Origin of the sequence: Pseudomonas sivasensis (genome assembly GCF_013778505.1) — a bacterium.
Taxonomy (GTDB): domain Bacteria; phylum Pseudomonadota; class Gammaproteobacteria; order Pseudomonadales; family Pseudomonadaceae; genus Aquipseudomonas; species Aquipseudomonas sivasensis.
This window is the reverse complement of the sequence record NZ_JAAOWU010000017.1, coordinates 108447-125811: the sequence shown is the minus strand read 5'-3', so window position 1 is coordinate 125811 and position 17365 is coordinate 108447. Positions and strand designations below refer to the sequence as shown.

The following is a 17365-nucleotide window of genomic DNA, read 5'->3' as shown; positions in this document are numbered from 1 at the left end:
AGCTGAGAACCCGGTCGGCTCTAAGGCCGCCGCGGCCTTGCTTTTGATCTGAAATCGCCCCGTCAACCACGATGGCCGGAATTCGACATTGATTTGGGGGGTAAACCGGCAGGGATGCCGGTTTAGCCGCCCTGCGCCATGGATGGCGCGTGGCGGCGGCCCCCCAAATCAATGTCGGATTACGGGCATGCCGAGCCTAGGCGAGGCACCGAGTGGTGGGGAGAAGGCCTTTTGGTTACTTTTGGCTGGGCCGGCATTCCGGCCTTTACAAAAGTGACCCGCTGTAAGAGCGGAACCATAGGCGGCCGTTACCGCAGCAACGGATATGCACTCAATCAACCAACCCCCCCCGCCATATGCTCGGCAATCCTCAACCTCAACCAACGCTCCGCCGGATCATTGTCATGCACCCCACTCCACACCATCGACAACTCCGCCGCATCAATCGCAAACGGCGGATCCTCTGCCCGTAACGTGGTGCCCTCGGTCAACGCACACGCCGCATAATCCGGCACCGTCGCAATGATCTGCGTTCCCGCCAACAACGCCCGCAACCCGCTGAATTGCGGCACCGCCAGCACCACCCGCCGCGCGCGGCCGATGCGGGCCAAATCCAAATCGATGTTGCCGCTCAAATCCCCGGAGAACGACACCATCGCATGGGGCCGTTCGCAATAATCATCCAGCGTCAGCGGCGCCACCCCGTCATCCCCACGCAATACCTTGCACGGGATATCTCGCAGTTTCTTGCGCTTGGCATTCGCGGGCAGTTCAGTGGTGTAGCTCACCCCCACCGAAATCTCGCCACTGGCCAGCAGCGCGGACATCAGCAAGTAATTGGCGCGGCGTACCACCACGATGATGCCGGGGGCTTCTTCGCGAAGCTGACTGAGCAACGGCGGAAACAAGCCAAATTCGGCGTCGTCGGACAGGCCGATACGGAACACCGCACAGCTGGTGGACGGGTCGAAATCCTTGGCGCGGCTGACCGCGCCGGAAATGGTGTCCATAGCCGGTTGCAGCTCCTTGAGTATCGCCAGGGCGCGCGGCGTGGGCTCCATGCCCCGCCCGTTGCGCAGCAGCAACGGGTCGTCGAACAGGTCGCGCAGCCGGCCTAAGGCCGCACTTACCGCCGGTTGGCCCATGAAGAGTTTTTCGGCGACCCGGGTCAGGTTCTTCTCGAACATCAACGCCTCGAAAATCACCAGCAGGTTCATGTCGACGCGACGCAGGTCATTGCGGTTCATGGCGGTATCCAAACGGTTAGCAGACTGCCAGCTAAGCACGCAAAACAAGGGGTTGATTGCATGTCTGTGCTGTCTTTTCCGTCACTGCACCTGACGAAATTAACAACGATTAACTCGTCAGCCAGACGGTACGGCAACAAGATTGACGCCATCTACACTGCATCCATTCACCGGGAACGCTCCCATCGACTGCGGATATCCGTCATGGCCCGAACTGAGCACTGCGCTCCTCGCTTATCCGCTACCGGCGGCCTATGCCCCCGGCGCGAGCGTATCGCCAAGCAATTGATCCTCGCTAACCTCGGCGAAAGCCTGGCGATTGCCGACCTGGCCCAGGCCTGCGCGCTGTCGCGCAGCCATTTCTCCCGTGCATTCAAGTGCACCACCGGGCTGTCGCCCCAGGAATGGATACGCCTGCAACGCATCCAGCGGGCCAAGGAATTGATCACTCAGTCTTCCTTGAGCCTGACGCAGATCAGCCTGGAATGCGGGTTCTGCGACCAGGCACATTTCTGCCATATGTTCACCCGCAGCGAGGGTGTCAATCCGATGACCTGGCGAAACCACCAACTGCGTCACAAGCCTCAAGAGATCGCTGCCTAGTGGTCTGCAAGCACCTGGAATATGCTGGCCGCTTACTTTCTCCAGAGCATGGCCACCCATGAGTGACCAACGCGATCAGGCCGTGCACTTCGGGCCGTACCGTATCCATCCCCACCAGCGCCTGGTGCTGGAGGCTGGTCGTCCGTTGCGCCTGGGCCGGCGGGCCGTGGATATCCTGCTGATCCTGCTGGAGCAGGCCGGTAATGTGGTGAGCAAGCAGGAGCTGATCGCTCGGGTCTGGCCCAAAAGCGTGGTAGAGGACGGCAACCTGCGGGTGCATATGGCGGCGTTGCGCAAGGCGCTGGGCGATGGCCAGGCCGGGCAGCGCTATATCGTTACGGTGGCCCAGCGTGGCTACAGTTTTGTTGCGCCACTGAGCATCGAGCCTATGAGCCTACCCACAGAAGGCACGCCCCAACGCCCCTGCCACAACCTGCCGCTGCGCCGCACCCGCATGCTCGGCCGCCAGGCGCTGATCGACAGCCTGGTGCAGCACCTGCCCGAACAACGCTTTATCACCCTGACGGGCGCCGGCGGCATCGGCAAGACCACCGTGGCGTTGCGCGTGGCGGAATTGCTGATCGGCCATTACCGCGACGGTATCCGACTGCTGGACCTGGCGCCCCTCAGCGCGCCGTCGATGATCCTGCCCAACCTCGCCGCCCTGCTCGACCTGACCCACACCGAGCACGAACCGCTGGCCACCTTCGCGCGCCGCCTGCAAGAGCGCCAGGTGCTGCTGGTGATCGACAACTGCGAGCACTTGCTGGACGACATTGCGCTGATCAGCGAAACCCTGCTGCGCCATGCCCCAAAACTGCACATCCTGGCCACCAGCCGCGAAGCATTGCGCGCCGAAGGCGAATCGGTGCAACGCCTGGAACCCCTGGCCTGCCCACCCGCCACCGGCAACCGCGCCCAGGCCCTGGGCTATCCTGCCCTGCAACTGCTGATCGAACGCGCCATGTCCCATCAGGACAGCTTCGAACTGAGCGAAGCCGAACTGCCCCTGGCGATTGATATCTGCCAGCGCCTGGACGGTATTCCCCTGGCAATCGAATTGGTGGCGGCGCAGATCGAGCGCTTCGGCCTGCCGGGGTTGCTGGTGCAGATGGAAGACAATTTCCGCCTGCTCACCCGAGGCCGGCGCAGTGCCCTGCCCCGGCATCAAACCTTGCGCGCGACCCTGGATTGGAGCTTCGACCTGCTCACGACGTGCGAGCAAATCTGCCTGCGCCGTCTCGCCGTGTTCCGGGGTGGTTTCAGCCTGGCCAGCGCGGCGGCGGTGATTGCCGGAGAACAGATCGCACCGACCGAGGTGCTGGGCTCGATCACTCAACTGGTCGCCAAATCCTTGCTCAATGTGGAGCCCGGCGATGACGAGATGGTCTATCGCCTGCTGGACATCACCCGCACCTACGCCCTGGAAAAACTCAGTGTCGCCGACGAGCTTGATGCCACCCGTGAACGTCACGCCAACCGCTGCCTGGCGCTGATGGACCAGGCGCAGGAAGATTGGGAGCAGATCGCTACCCAGCCGTGGATCGACCGCTATGCCCCGCTGCGCGAAGACATCCGTGCCGCCCTCGACTGGGGCCTGGGCGACCAGGGTGTGCACGTGCTGGGCATTCGCCTCACCGTCAGCGCCATGCCGTTGTGGCAGGAGCTATCGCTGCTGCGCGAACACGGCCTCTACGTGAGCAAGGCCCTGGCGCGACTGGGGCAATCGAGTGCGCCGAGCCAGCGCTTGCACATGGCATTGCAGTTGGCCTTCGGCAGTTTTTCCTATCACGCCCAGGGCAGTACGCCGCAGACCATAGACGCCTTTGCCTGTGCACGACGCCTGGCCGAAGCTGACAAAAACCTGCCCGGCCAACTGCGTGCAGTGTCGGGGCAAATGGCGGTCAGCCTGTGCAGCGGCAACTACCGTGAGGCGTTGAAGCAAAGCCTGCATTTCGACCAGTTGGGGCCACACGCCGAGTCGTTGCTGGCCCTCAGCGCCCAACGCCTGCGAGTGCTGGCGCAGCACTTCGCCGGCAATCAGGTGCTGGCGCAGCACAATGCCGAACAGGTGATCCAGCGCATGGCCCAGAGCGGCCATCTCAACCGGTTTACCCATGGCTTTGGCGTGCAGTACGACCAAAGCGTGGCTTCGCTGACCATCCTCGCGCGCATCCTGTGGCTGCGCGGTTTCCCTGAACGCGCGTGGCGCACTGCAAGCCAGGCACTGGCGCTGGCGTTGCAGATCAACCACGGCACGTCGATCTGCTACACCCTGGCCCTGGCTGGGGTGGTGATCGCTCAGTACAACGGCGATACGCTTGCGGCCCGCGATCAGTTGGACCTGCTGTTGCAGCAGGCGCAAAAACATTCAGTGCAGTTGTTCCACACCTGGGCGCAATGCTACGAAGGCACGGCGCAGATTGCCGAAGTACAAGGGCTGGGCCTGGTCGAGGACATCCTGGTGACCTTCAACGCCATCGCAGTGGATGACGCCCTGTTCGAACGCGCCCGAAGCGGTGCGGCCGGCTGGTGCACACCGGAGATTCTGCGCGTGCGCGCCGAGGCCATGCCCGATGCCCAATCAGCCGAAAGCCTGTTGCTCGAAGCCCTGGGCCTGGCGCACCAGCAAGGCGCGCTGGCCTGGGAGTTACGATGCGCAGACAGCTTGGCGCGGCTGTGGCACAAGCAAGGTCGTGTGCAGGCCGCGCGCGACCTGCTGGGTTCAGTCTATGAGCGGTTTACCGAAGGCTTCGCCACCCAAGATCTAATCCGCGTGCGCCGCCTGCTCGACGAGTTGCAAGACAAACGGCCGGCCTGAAAACGGCCCCAGGTAATGCCCATAGCCCTGTTGCAAGCGTGCTACCTGCTGTGGGTCGCGCAGAAGTGCCAAGGCGTAGCTGCGCACACTGTTGAGCAGGCGATAGCGCGGATAACCTGGGCCGGGCTCAAGGTTCAGCAGTGAGGTGTCGACCAGCCGACTCAACAAGTAAGACAGGTCGGCATGCTCCAGCTCCGTGCCGACCACCAGCTCACTCAAGGTGGGCAAGGTCACCGCCATTTTGAACAGGCTCATCTGCAGGAACAGCCAGCGTTCCGGCAAGCTCAGGCGCTGGTAGGTCCAATCCAGTGCGGCGCTTAGGGATTGGTGGCGCTCAACCGCTGTGCGGCGCCCCCGCGTGAGGATCTGCAAGCCCCTGCACACTTGCGCCTGCACACCACGGACGCCAAGGGCGTCAACTTGGGCGGCGGCCAGTTCGAGAGCCAGAGGAATACCGTCGAGGCGCCGGCAGATATCACGCAGCGGTGCCAAGTCCTGGGGCCGCAACACAAACCCTTGCTGGCTGGCACGCACTCGTGCAACAAACAACTGCACCGCCGGACTACCCATCGCCTGTTCAACGCTGCCCAACACCGACGGAGCTGGAAGCGCCAACTGGGGCACGCGCAACACCCACTCGCCCGGGGCATGCAAGGCTTCACGGCTACTGACGAGCACACTGATCCGGGGCGCGTGTTCGCTAAGCACACGCAGCAGATGTCGACAGGCGCCAAGCAGCAGATCAGCGCCATCAAGTACCAGCAATAATTGTCGGGAAGCCAATTGACGGCACAGTTCAGTGGCGCTGCCGCTGGGTTCGAGATGCAGGACCGTGGCCAGGTGGCGCAGCATCATCAGCGGCGCCTCGACGGTGGCCAGGTCGACCCACCACACACCGTCGCGGTAGCGCGGCAACACGCGCTCGGCCAGGGCCAGGGCCAAGGTGCTCTTGCCCACGCCGGCGCATCCGGTGAGGGTCATCAGCCGCTGCCCGGACAAACGCCGCACCAGCACGCCCAGCAGTTCATCACGGCCAATCACCGGGCTGAGCCGCGCGGCCAGGTTGTGCCGAGGCAGCACCGCTGCGGCCACGCCTTGCACGGGCGCAGCGAAGCAGTAGCCGCGCTGGGGGTCATTGAGGATAAACCGTTGCCCGTCGAGGGCACGGCGCAGCGCGGCGATGTGCACCCGCAGGTTGTTCTCTTCCACCACGCTATTCGGCCAGACCCGCTCGATCAGGGTGGCCTTGCTGAAAAATTGCCCAGGCGCTTCCAGCAGCATCGCGAGGATATCCAGCGCCCGCCCGCCCAACGGCACCGGCCAACCCGCCTTGCTGACCAGTCGCTGCTGCCGGTGAAAGGCATAGGCACCGAAGCGCACCGTGCTATCCGCGTCAATCGCCTGAGGGTCGTTCATGTCTGCAATCGCGCTGAAACACCCGGCCTTGGGCGTTCGCGCATCCTTTTCCGTGGGCTCGACGCTATTCTTGCCAGCTACCCATGACAGGACAATGCTGGCACGGGGAGCGATACGGACAATCGGGTGTGCGAGACGGACATCCTGTCGTTAACTGAACTGCTGTCGGTATTGGGTAGGGTTGAGACCGAGCTTTTCACTGAATAAAAAGCGCATGTGCCGCACGCTGCCAAAGCCTGCGTGGAACGCCACGGTCTTGAGTGGCAGATCGGTGGTTTCCAGCAATTGCCGAGCACGGTCGATGCGCGCGCCTTGCAGGAAGGCCATGGGCGTCATCTGCACATCCTTGGCAAACAACCGGGCAAAGTGGCGCGCACTCATGCCTGCCAACTCGGCCATGGACTCGATGGTGAACGGCTGCTCCAGGTGCGCGAGAACATGGTTCTGCACGCGGGTAATCGCGGTTTCCTGGGGCGCCACGGCCGCGGTCATCGGGCTGAATTGGGCCTGGCCGCCCTGGCGTTTCATCACCACCAACAGCACCTTCGCCACATCCACCGCCACCTGCTTGCCATGGTCCTGGGCAACGATGGACAACGCCAGGTCGATACCGGCCGTGACCCCGCCCGAGGTAATCAACCGCCCGTCCTGCAGATAGATACGGTCGGTCTCGACGATGGCGTTGGGGAACGCCTTGATCAGCCGCTCGGTGTAATGCCAGTGAGTGGTCACGCGGTGCTCGTCCAACAGCCCGGCGTGCCCGAGCACAAAGGCGCCCGTGCAGATCGAGCCAAAGCGCCGTGCCCGTGGCGCCGCTGCTTTTAGCCAGGGCAGCAGCGCCGGATGGCATTCGTTATAGGCACCGGGGCCACCGGGCACCAGCAAGAGGTCATAGGCACCGTCGGCCTGCTCCAGCAACAGGTCGGTCTGCACCATTACGCCGTTGGATGCGCGCAGTGGGCCAGGTTCGGTGCCAACAATAAGGATCTGATAATGCGCCGCCGCCGGCAGATAGCGGTTGGCGATGGAAAACACTTCAAGCGGCCCGGCCATGTCGAGCAAGAGGAAGTCCGGGAACAGCGCCATGGCCACGGTTTTCATACAGAAGGCATCCATCGAGGGGAAGAAAGCGGGAGGCATTATGGCATGCCTTTCACTGTCAATCTGAGAGGGACAGTTATTCAGATTTCAGCTTCTTAATGAATATTTCAGTAACCAGTAACCTTCTTCTCAACGCAAGCGCCCTGCATCTCGCAGCCAGCGCCCACTTGAGGACACAACCATGCTGACCCTTCGCAAAGCTTCCGAACGCGGCGCCGCCAATCACGGTTGGTTGAAGTCGTTCCACACCTTCTCGTTCGCCAACTACTGGAACCCCAACGAGCAGGGTTTTTCCGACCTGCTGGTGATCAACGATGATCGCGTCGCCGCCGGCAAAGGCTTCGGCCAGCACCCGCACCGTGACATGGAGATTTTCTCTTATGTGCTCGAAGGCGCCCTGGAGCACAAGGACACTCTGGGCACTGGCTCGGTGATCCGCCCTGGCGATGTGCAATTGATGAGCGCCGGCAGCGGCGTGGCCCACAGCGAGTTCAACCACAGCCAAAACCGTGGGGTGCATTTCCTGCAAATCTGGATCGTGCCCGCCGTGGCCGGTGCCGAACCGCGCTATCAACAGGAGCACTTCAGCGAGGCACAAAAGCGTGGGCGTCTGCAGTTGATCATCTCGCCGGACGGCGCCGACGGTTCCCTGAGCGTACGCCAGGACGCCAGGGTGTACGCCGGGCTGTTCAACGGTGACGAAGCCACAACCCTTGACCTGCCGCCGGATCGCCACGTGTACATCCATGTGGCCCGGGGCAGCGTGGAGATCAACGGCCAGCGCTTGCAGGAAGGTGACGGTGCCCGAGTGCGTGATGAGCAGCGCGTCCACTTGAGTCAAGGTCAGGACGCCGAGGTGCTGGTGTTCGACCTGCGACCTCAGGAACTGCCGCAAATGCCTTGATCAGCCGGGCGATGGCCGTTGCAAACAGTCCATCGCTGGCATCGATAGTCACCATCAGCGCAATGAAGTTCTCTTAAAAAATGCAACGCGTAACATCAAACCCATACCAGGCAACACCCAAACTAAAACACTCGGAGCACACCATCATGAAACGCCAAATCTTGCTTAGCCTCGCTTTCTCGGTACTCGCTGCAAACGCATTTGCCCACCCTGTAGTTGCTGAAGGCGGTGCAGATCGCCTGATCGAAAACCGTGTTGCTGAAAGCGGTTCGGATCGTCTGATGGAAAACCGCGTAGCTGAAGGTGGCTCGGATCGTCTGATGGAAAACCGTGTAGCTGAAGGTGGCTCGGATCGTCTGATGGAAAACCGCGTAGCTGAAGGTGGCTCGGACCGTCTGATGGAAAACCGCGTAGCTGAAGGTGGCTCGGACCGTCTGATGGAAAACCACGCATAACCCGCCCTGTTCGAGGGCACCCCCAAACCGGCCTGATCAGCCGGTTTTTTTTCGTCTATTAGAAAGTGCACTCAACTCGCAAACACTTGGGGTTGCGGCGCTGCCAACTCAGATAATGCTATTTACTGATATAAAATCACAAAATAATTCTATTTTTTAATAATTAGGTTAGAACCAAACGGCATTTTACAGCGGACGTCGGGGCCCCTACCTTGGACGAGCATGACCGACCCCCTGCCCGGCGGAGGTACACACTCCCTACTCGACAAGGACAGACCATGAGCATCGAATTCATCGGCTATATCGGCGGCCACCATGCATCCGAAATTCATCCACGCAGCGGCCCGACCCTGCAACCGGACTACGTGGAAACCGTGGCCCGCGCCCACGAAGAGGCCGGCTTCGACCGCGCCCTGGTGGCCTTCCACTCCAACAGCCCGGACAGCACGCTGATCGCCTCCCATGCCGCCAGCGTCACCCGCAAACTGCAATTCCTGATCGCCCACCGCCCCGGTTTTGCACAACCCACCCTCGCCGCGCGCCAGTTCGCCACGTTGGATGTGTTCAACGGCGGGCGCACCGCCGTGCATATCATCACCGGTGGCGACGACCGCGAACTGCGCGCCGATGGCAGCCATATCGGCAAGGACGAACGCTACGCACGGACCGACGAATATCTGAGTGTGGTGCGACAGGAATGGACCAGCGAACAGCCCTTCGATTTCACCGGCACCTACTACCAGGTCGAAGGCGCGCACTCCACCGTGAAGTCGCCGCAGCAACCGCATATCCCACTGTACTTCGGAGGGTCTTCCCAGGCCGCGATTGAAGTGGCGGGCAAACATGCCGACGTGTACGCACTGTGGGGCGAAACCTACGAGCAAGTGCGCGAGATCGTGACTCAGGTCCGGGCCGAAGCAGCCAAGCATGGACGCACGATTCGCTTCAGCCTGTCGCTGCGACCGATCCTCGCCGAGACCGAAGAGCTGGCGTGGGCACGCGCTGACAGCATCTTGCAACAGGCCACTGAGTTGGCTGAGAAGAATGGATTTGTGCGGCGTGAACCGCCGAATGAAGGCTCGCGTCGGCTACTCGCAGCGGCGGCACAGGGTTCCCGGCTGGACAAGCGTTTGTGGACGGGGATTGCGGGGTTGCTGGGCGCGCAAGGGAACTCAACCTCGTTGGTGGGCACCGCCGAACAAGTGGCTGAAGCGCTGGTGGATTACTACGACCTCGGCATCACCACCTTCCTGATCCGTGGGTTTGATCCGCTCAATGATGCGATCGACTACGGCAAGCGGTTGATCCCCCTCACCCGCCAACTGATTGCAGAACGCGAGCAGGCCAAACAGGTCGCGTAAGCCAGAACACGGCAAAACCAATGTGGGAGGGGCGGTGCGTTGATTCGACTCGCCCTCTCCCACCTGCCTATCTTCATTTAGCTCAGGATCAGTTCTTGTAGTCGGTATCGCTGCGTTCCAACTGCCGAATCAGCGCATTCCAATGCCGCGCCACGCCCGGCCCCTCGCCGCTGCTATGCGCCTTGGCCTGTTCTTCAACCTTCGCCACTACCTCCTGTGGCGGAAAGACCAGCTCAGCATTCCCCGCCGCTTGCGCCGCGATCTGAATATTGCACGCACGCTCCAACCCTTGCAGCTGCTGGAAGGCATGTTCGACGCTGATACCCGCCGTCAACAGCCCGTGGTTGCGCAGGATCATCACGCTCTTGTCGCCCAGATCCGCCACCAACCGCTCACGCTCGTCCAGGTCGAGGGCGATGCCTTCATAGCCGTGGTAGGCCACTCGCCCGGAAAAGGCGATGGAGTGTTGGGAAATCGGCAACAAGCCGTCCTTCTGCGCGGACACCGCAATACCATCGCGAGTATGGGTGTGCAGCACCGCTTGCAAGTCATGGCGAGCGCCGTGGATGGCGCTGTGGATCACGTAGCCGGCGTAGTTGATACCCAGACCGGTGGGGTCGTCGACGATCGTGCCGTCGAGGTCGACCTTGACCAGGTTGGAGGCGTTGATTTCATCGAACAACAGGCCGAAGGCATTGATCAGGAAATGCTCCTCCGGGCCCGGTACACGGGCGGAGAAGTGGGTGTAAATGTGATCGGTCCACTTGTACAAGGCCGCCAGGCGGTAGGCGGCGGCCAGTTTCACGCGCACTTCCCACTCTTCTGGCGTGACGCGTTGACGAACGTTGTTGGAGACGCTGGAAATCGAGGTGACGCTGCTCATGGCAAAACTTCCTGGATGGCCTTAAGGACTTCCAGGCAAGCCTAGGGGATGCTCAAAAATAATAAAAAGCACATTTTAATCTAAGCTAATTATTATTTTTTTTCATATCAAGCCGCATCCCGAATCTTGTGCAACGACGCCGCCACCCATTTGCCAAACGCATCCACCGGCCCTTGCAGGTTGCCGAGGAAATGCGGGTAGATCAGCCAAAGGTCCATCACCGGTTTGAAGTCCTTGAGCGGCACTACCGCCAATTGTTCGCGGTGAGCGCTGCGCTCCAGCAAGGGACGCGGCACCAGGCCCAAGCCCAGGCCATCGGCGACCAGACCCAATTGCAATTCAGTGCCGAAGGTTTCCAGGTTGACCCGCAGCGCCAAGCCCTGATCGGACAAAGTGCGTTGCAACCCGGCACGGAACCCGCAGCCGTCCGGGTTAAGAATCCACCCGTTCTGGTACACATCCGCCAGCTTGCAGGGTTTTTTCGGCAACTGCGCCTTGGCGCACACCACCACCAACTCCATCTTGCCGATAGACTCGCCAACGATGTTATCCGGGAAGATCTTGCCTGCCGGGAACAATGCCGCCGCCGCGTCCAGTTCGCCCCGTTCAATCTTGCCGACCAACTGGCTGCCCCAGCCGGTCGCGACCTGGGCGCGCAGTTCAGGGTACTCAGTGCGCAGCAGCTTCAGCGCGTCCAGCAGCACTACATCGCCGATGGTCTGCGGCACGCCCAGGCGCAGTACGCCGGAGGGGGGTGCGTCGGTGGCTACCAGCTCACGCAAGGCATCCATCTCGCGCAGGATCAACCGGCATTGTTCATACACGCGGGTACCGATCAACGTCGGTTTGAGGGGCTTGGTGTTGCGGTCAAACAGCTCCACCCCCAGCGCCTGCTCGAAGTTCTGCACGCGGCGAGTAATGGCCGGCTGGGTCAGTTGCAACGACTCGGCGGCATGGCTGATGGACTGGCAACGAATCACTTCGACAAAGGCATCGATATCGTCAATTTTCATTTGGGCCGCACATAGAGAACAGTCATTAAGATGTCCGCGAAGCATAGTTGCAGGAACGTTATCTGAATAGCCCACGCTGTGATCGATAACGTCTAACGCTATACATGCCGGTTCTAAATTACCTTCAGCTATAAGCTAATCATTAAAAAATAGCATATTAACTATAAACATTATGCTTAGATAAACCCATCAACACCGACTGATGGAATTGCCATGACCCAGGCCCGACACCCCGAGAGACTCAGAGCCTTCATTGGCGCCCTGGCGGAACTGATCGACGGCAATCCGCGCGAAGGCGACCTGTTGCACCGTGGCGGCAAGCTGCTCGCGCAACTGGTCAGCCATGATGACTGGCTCCCCGACGAATTCGCCCAACCCAACCCCGAGCGCTACCAGCAATTTTTGCTGCACGCCGATTCGCGCCAGCGCTTCAGCGTCGTCAGTTTTGTCTGGGGTCCGGGGCAGACCACGCCGATTCATGACCACCGGGTGTGGGGGCTGATCGGCATGTTGCGCGGCGCGGAGTTTTCCCAAGGGTTTGAACGCGCCCCCGACGGCAGCCTGGTCGCCGAAGGCAAGCCTATTAAGCTGGTGCCGGGCCAGGTCGAAGCCGTATCGCCCAAGGTCGGCGACATTCATCAGGTCAGCAACGCCCACAGCGACCAAGTGTCCATCAGCATTCACGTGTACGGCGCCAATATCGGTGCGGTACGCCGTGCGGTGTACCAGCCCGACGGCAGCGAGAAACTGTTTATCTCCGGTTATTCCAACGCCTTCCTCCCGAACATCTGGGATTTGTCCAAAGAAAAGAGCCCTGCCCTATGAGCACCGTACCGACCCGCAATTTCGCCCAGATTCGCCAGGCCCTGTTGGACCATGCAGAAGTCGCCCTGATCGACGTGCGCGAAGAAGCGCCGTTTGCTGAATCCCACCCGCTGTTCGCGGCGAATATCCCGCTGTCCAAGCTGGAGCTGGAGGTGTATTCGCGCATTCCACGGCGTGATACCCAGGTCACCGTCTACGACAACGGCGAAGGTCTGGCCAGCCGCGCCGCCGAGCGCCTGATTGCGTTGGGCTACACCCAGGTCAGCCTGCTCGAAGGGGGCCTCAATGGCTGGCGCAGCGCCGGTGGCGAGCTGTTTATTGACGTGAACGTGCCGAGCAAAGCCTTTGGCGAACTGGTAGAGAGCGAGCGTCACACGCCGTCCCTGGCCGCCGAAGAAGTGCAGGCCCTGCTCGACAGCCACGCCGACGTGGTGGTGCTCGACGCCCGCCGCTTCGAGGAATACCAAACCATGAGCATTCCCACCAGCATCAGCGTGCCCGGTGCCGAACTGGTGCTGCGCGCCCGTGAACTGGCGCCGGATCCGGCCACGCGCATTATCGTCAACTGCGCCGGGCGCACCCGCAGCATCATTGGCACCCAGTCGCTGATCAATGCGGGCGTGGCCAACCCGGTATCCGCACTGCGTAATGGCACCATTGGCTGGACCCTGGCCGGGCAAACACTCGCCCACGGCCAGGCGCGACGCTTTGCCCCAACCTCGGAAGAACATCGCCAGGTCGCCGCCATCGAGGCACGCCGCGTCGCCGACAAAGCCCGCGTTGGCCGTGCCACCCTGGACGATCTGCACGCCTGGCAGCAGGAAACCACTCGCACCACCTACCTGTTCGATGTGCGCACCCCGGAAGAATTCGAAGCCGGTCACCTGCCCGGCGCTCGCTCCACCCCCGGCGGCCAATTGGTCCAGGAAACCGATCACGTGGCCAGCGTACGCGGCGCACGCCTGGTGCTGGCGGATGACGACGGCGTGCGCGCCAACATGTCCGCGTCCTGGCTCGCCCAACTGGGCTGGGACGTGCACGTGCTGGACGACCTGCAAGCGGCGCACTTCAGCGAAAAAGGCATCTGGGTCGCCCCGGTGCCCACGCCGCCCCAAGCCGAACTGATCAGCCCGCACACCCTCGCCGACTGGCTGGCCCACGGCGACACCGTGGTGCTGGACTTCACCGCCAGCGCCAACTACGTCAAACGCCACATCCCCGGCGCCTGGTGGGCCCTGCGCGCGCAACTGCCCCAGGCCCTCGCCAAAGTGCCGACCGCCGAGCGCTACGTGCTGACCTGCGGCAGCAGCCAACTGGCGCGCCTGGCGGTGGCTGAAGTCGAAGCCATCACCGGCAAGCAAGTGTTCCTGCTGCAAGACGGCACGGCAGGCTGGATCAACGCGAAATTGCCCCTGGAAGAAGGCGAAACCCACCTGGCCTCACCACGGATCGACCGCTACCGCCGTCCGTACGAAGGCACCGACAACCCCAAGGAAGCCATGCAGGCATATCTGGATTGGGAGTTCGGTTTGGTTGCCCAGTTGGCCCGTGATGGGACCCATGGGTTCTACGTGATCTGATCATCCAACACACCTGCCTCTGAATGGGGGCAGGCTTCACCGACCCCTTTCCAGGCGGAGGTAACCCACACCTTTTTTGATCTGCCTGGAGCCTCTATCCCATGGTCTTTACCACCCCCTTCAAGCGCCTGTTCCTGGGTACTGCCCTGGCCCTTGGCCTGGCCACCAGCGCCCACGCCGCCGACCTGCAACCACTGCGGGTGGCCAATCAGAAATCGACGATCAAGACGCTGCTGGAAGTGTCCGGCGAAACCAAAGACGTGCCCTATGCCATCCAGTGGTCGGAGTTCCCCTCCGCCTCGCCCTTGGGCGAAGCCCTGAATGCCGGCGCGGTGGATGTCGGTGCCTTGGGCGATGCGCCTTACGTGTTCGCGCTGGGTGCCGGGGCGTCCTTAAAAGTGGTCAGCATCATCCACGCCGAAGGACGCAACACCACCGCGCTGCTGGTACCCAAGGACTCGCCAATCAAGACGGCCGCCGACCTCAAGGGTAAGAAAATCGTCACCGGGCGTGGCTCCATCGGGCATTACCTGGCGATCAAGGCGTTGGCCAGCGCGGGCCTGACCAGCCAGGATGTGCAGTTCATCTTCTTGCTGCCCGCCGAATCCCGCTTGGTGCTGGATAACGGCACCGCCGATGCCTGGGCGACCTGGGACCCTTACACCACCGTGGTGACCTCCCAAAGCCAGGCGCGAATCATCGCCAGTGGCAACACGCTGTTGAGCAACCACCTGTACCTCGCGGCAACCAGCCAGGCCATTGCCGACAAGCGCACGCAGCTGGACGACTTTGTCGCCCGCGTCGATCGCGCCTACGCCTGGGCCAATACGCACCCCAACGAATACGCCGCCGCCCAGACCAAAATCACCGGCCTGCCACTGGCCGTGCATGTGGCCGTGGCCAAGGAAACCCGTCTGAGCCCGGTATTGATCGACGACAGCGTGATCAGTGGCCTGCAAACCACCGCCGACACCTACCAAAAAGAAGGCCTGCTGACCAAACACATCGACGTGTCACAGGGCTTCGACAAAAGCTTTAACGCCAAGCGTGCCCCCAACAACCAAGTCTCGCGCTGAAGGAACAGAACATGAGCCAGCCACGTCAACTAAAACCACGCCATTTAAAACTGGGTGCCATGGTCCACGGTGTCGGCCACGGCTGGGGCGAATGGCGCCACCCGCAGGCACAACCGAATGCCAGTACGAATTTCGGCTTCTACAAGCAGCAGACTGAACTGGCCGAAGCTGCCAAATTCGACTTTGTGTTCATCGCCGATAGCCTGCATATACACGCCAAATCCAGCCCCCATTACCTCAACCGTTTCGAGCCGCTGACGATCTTGTCAGCCCTCGCGGCATTGACCACCCATATCGGCCTGGTCGCCACCGTGACCGTCAGCTACACCGAGCCCTACCAAGTGGCACGTCAGTTCGCGTCTCTGGACCATATCAGCGGCGGCCGCGCCGGATGGAACGTGGTCACCTCGTGGCTCAGCGGCACCGCCGATAACTTCGGCAAGGCCGAGCACCCGCCCCATGCCGTGCGCTACCGCATCGCCAAGGAACACCTGAACGTGGTCAAGGGCCTGTGGGATTCCTGGGAGGACGACGCCTTTGCCTACAACAAGCAAAGCGGCGAGTTTTTCACCCCGGACAAGCTTCACGCGTTGAACCACAAGGGCGAGTTTTTCTCGGTCAAAGGCCCGCTGAACATTGCGCGTTCGCGCCAGGGCCAGCCCGCAATTTTCCAGGCCGGCACCTCGGAAGACGGGCGTAACTTTGCCGCCGAACATTCCGATGCGATTTTTGTGCATGTGGAAAGCATCGAAGAAGGCCTGGCCTACTCCCAGGACCTCAAACGCCGTGCCAAAGGCTTTGGCCGCGATGCCGACAGCCTGTCGATCCTGCCGGGCATCCGCCCGATTGTCGGGCGCGACGAGGCCGAAGTGGAAAGCCGCTACCAGCAGGCCGTGGAGCTGGTCACCGTGGAAGACGCCATCGTCGCCCTCGGCCGCCCGTTCAACGACCACGATTTCAGTAAATACCCCCTGGACGAACCCTTCCCGGAACTCGGCGACTTGGGCTCCAACAGCCAGAAAGGCGGCTCCGATCGCATCAAGCAACTGGCCAAGGACGAAGGCCTCACGCTGCGTGAAGTGGCCCTGCGGTTCTCGCGGCCCAAGCGTGATTTTGTCGGCACCCCTGAGCAAGTCGCTGATGCGATCCAGACCTGGTTCGAGCGCGGCGCCAGCGATGGCTTCATCGTCAACTCGGTGCTGCCGGATGGCTTGCAGTACTTCACCGAACTGGTGGTGCCGGTGCTGCAACAGCGCGGCCTGTTCCGCACCGAATACACCGGGCAGACCCTGCGCGACAACCTGGGCCTGGACGTACCGGTCAACCGTTACAGCGTCGAGGTGCAAGCGCCGCAGGAGGCATTGGCATGAGCGAATCCCTTAACCGTCAGTTGGCGGCGCTGCACGCCGAGCGTGTAGCGACCTGGGCCCCGGCGGCGTTGCAAGTCAATATCGACCAGCGCCAGCGCCTGGTGGATGAAGCGCGGGTAGACGACTACGTGCAGGTGGGTGATGAGCTCGACCCGTTTACCTTGCTCAACGTCGAAGGCGGCGAACTCAACCGCGAGCTGCTGTTGGCAGACGGCCCGGCGGTGCTGATCTTCTTCCGTTTTGCCGGCTGCCCGGCGTGCAACATCGCCCTGCCCTATTACGAGCGCCAGCTGTACCCACGCCTGCGCGAATTGGGTGTACCGCTGGTAGCGATCAGCCCGCAAGTGCCGGAACGCCTGGTGGAAATCAAGACCCACCACGCGCTGCAACTGCTGGTCGCCAGCGACCCGGATAACAACCTCGGGCGGCGCTTGGGGATTCTCTACAGCTTCGATGAAGCCTCGCGTAACGCGGCATTGGCCAAGGACAATCACATCGGTGAAACCACCGGTACGGGGACCTGGGAGTTGCCCCAACCGACCGTCGTGGTGATTGCCCAGGACGGCACGGTCGCGTTCGTAGACGTTAGCCCGGATTGGCTGGTACGTACCGAAGCCGAGCCGGTGGTACAGGTGGTGGAGCGCTTGTTGGGCCAACAGCCTGTGCGCCTCGCCATCTAAGCCAAAAATCCTCTGTGGGAGGGGCAAGTC

The 17365-nt window shown here is 61.9% G+C and carries 15 protein-coding genes; 10 read left to right on the top strand and 5 right to left on the bottom strand.

From position 1 onward, the window contains the following. Positions 1–335: 335 nt before the first annotated feature. The gene (locus G9Q84_RS23635; protein WP_032886585.1) at positions 336–1247 is read right to left on the bottom strand and encodes a LysR family transcriptional regulator; all 912 of its coding nucleotides are present in this window, start codon (positions 1245–1247) and stop codon (positions 336–338) included. Positions 1248–1451: 204 nt separating this feature from the next. Between G9Q84_RS23635 and G9Q84_RS23630 the strand changes: the two genes are divergently transcribed. Both G9Q84_RS23630 and G9Q84_RS23625 read left to right on the top strand, forming a co-directional pair. Further along, a complete protein-coding gene (locus G9Q84_RS23630; RefSeq protein ID WP_095184531.1) occupies positions 1452–1850 on the top strand; it encodes a helix-turn-helix domain-containing protein in 399 nt (132 codons plus the stop codon). Positions 1851–1908: 58 nt separating this feature from the next. Beyond that, entirely contained in the window at positions 1909–4671 is a 2763-nt protein-coding gene (locus tag G9Q84_RS23625; protein WP_181644195.1) for an ATP-binding protein, read from the top strand. Here the strand turns inward: G9Q84_RS23625 and G9Q84_RS23620 are convergent. Both G9Q84_RS23620 and G9Q84_RS23615 read right to left on the bottom strand, forming a co-directional pair. Next, positions 4618–6087: an ATP-binding protein gene (locus tag G9Q84_RS23620; RefSeq protein WP_181644194.1), complete on the bottom strand. Its 1470-nt coding sequence runs from the start codon at positions 6085–6087 to the stop codon at positions 4618–4620. The two genes, G9Q84_RS23625 and G9Q84_RS23620, sit on opposite strands and share 54 nt — an antisense overlap. Before the next feature lie 150 nt (positions 6088–6237). Continuing rightward, entirely contained in the window at positions 6238–7188 is a 951-nt protein-coding gene (locus G9Q84_RS23615; RefSeq protein ID WP_181644193.1) for a GlxA family transcriptional regulator, read from the bottom strand. Between the two features lie 181 nt (positions 7189–7369). Here G9Q84_RS23615 and G9Q84_RS23610 point away from each other — a divergent pair, with 181 nt between their 5' ends. The 3 genes from G9Q84_RS23610 (at position 7370) to G9Q84_RS23600 (ending at position 9908) form a co-directional block, all read left to right on the top strand. Beyond that, entirely contained in the window at positions 7370–8092 is a 723-nt protein-coding gene (locus G9Q84_RS23610) for a pirin family protein (protein WP_181644192.1), read from the top strand. A 146-nt stretch (positions 8093–8238) separates the two neighbouring features. Continuing rightward, positions 8239–8547, top strand: a complete 309-nt coding sequence (locus G9Q84_RS23605; protein WP_181644191.1) for a hypothetical protein — start codon at positions 8239–8241, stop codon at positions 8545–8547. Positions 8548–8825: 278 nt separating this feature from the next. Then, on the top strand, positions 8826–9908 hold the full coding sequence (locus tag G9Q84_RS23600; RefSeq protein WP_032886593.1) for an LLM class flavin-dependent oxidoreductase: 1083 nt from the start codon (positions 8826–8828) through the stop codon (positions 9906–9908). A gap of 88 nt (positions 9909–9996) precedes the next feature. Here G9Q84_RS23600 and G9Q84_RS23595 read toward each other — a convergent pair whose 3' ends face one another. After that, positions 9997–10791, bottom strand: coding sequence for a class II aldolase/adducin family protein (locus tag G9Q84_RS23595; RefSeq protein WP_032886594.1), 795 nt, complete (start codon positions 10789–10791; stop codon positions 9997–9999). A gap of 107 nt (positions 10792–10898) precedes the next feature. Then, entirely contained in the window at positions 10899–11804 is a 906-nt protein-coding gene (locus G9Q84_RS23590; RefSeq protein ID WP_181644190.1) for a LysR family transcriptional regulator, read from the bottom strand. A gap of 213 nt (positions 11805–12017) precedes the next feature. Between G9Q84_RS23590 and G9Q84_RS23585 the strand changes: the two genes are divergently transcribed. The 5 genes from G9Q84_RS23585 (at position 12018) to G9Q84_RS23565 (ending at position 17335) form a co-directional block, all read left to right on the top strand. Further along, the gene (locus tag G9Q84_RS23585; protein ID WP_032886597.1) at positions 12018–12629 is read left to right on the top strand and encodes a cysteine dioxygenase family protein; all 612 of its coding nucleotides are present in this window, start codon (positions 12018–12020) and stop codon (positions 12627–12629) included. Then, positions 12626–14209 (top strand): rhodanese homology domain-containing protein, encoded by a 1584-nt coding sequence (locus G9Q84_RS23580; protein ID WP_181644189.1) that lies wholly within the window; start codon positions 12626–12628, stop codon positions 14207–14209. Before G9Q84_RS23585 ends, G9Q84_RS23580 begins: the two co-directional genes overlap by 4 nt. 101 nt (positions 14210–14310) lie before the next feature. Next, on the top strand, positions 14311–15285 hold the full coding sequence (locus tag G9Q84_RS23575) for an ABC transporter substrate-binding protein (RefSeq protein WP_032886599.1): 975 nt from the start codon (positions 14311–14313) through the stop codon (positions 15283–15285). Positions 15286–15296: 11 nt separating this feature from the next. Continuing rightward, positions 15297–16655, top strand: coding sequence for an LLM class flavin-dependent oxidoreductase (locus G9Q84_RS23570; RefSeq protein ID WP_179178841.1), 1359 nt, complete (start codon positions 15297–15299; stop codon positions 16653–16655). Continuing rightward, complete coding sequence (locus G9Q84_RS23565) at positions 16652–17335, top strand: peroxiredoxin-like family protein (RefSeq protein ID WP_181644188.1); 684 nt, start codon at positions 16652–16654, stop codon at positions 17333–17335. Before G9Q84_RS23570 ends, G9Q84_RS23565 begins: the two co-directional genes overlap by 4 nt. Positions 17336–17365: the final 30 nt, after the last annotated feature.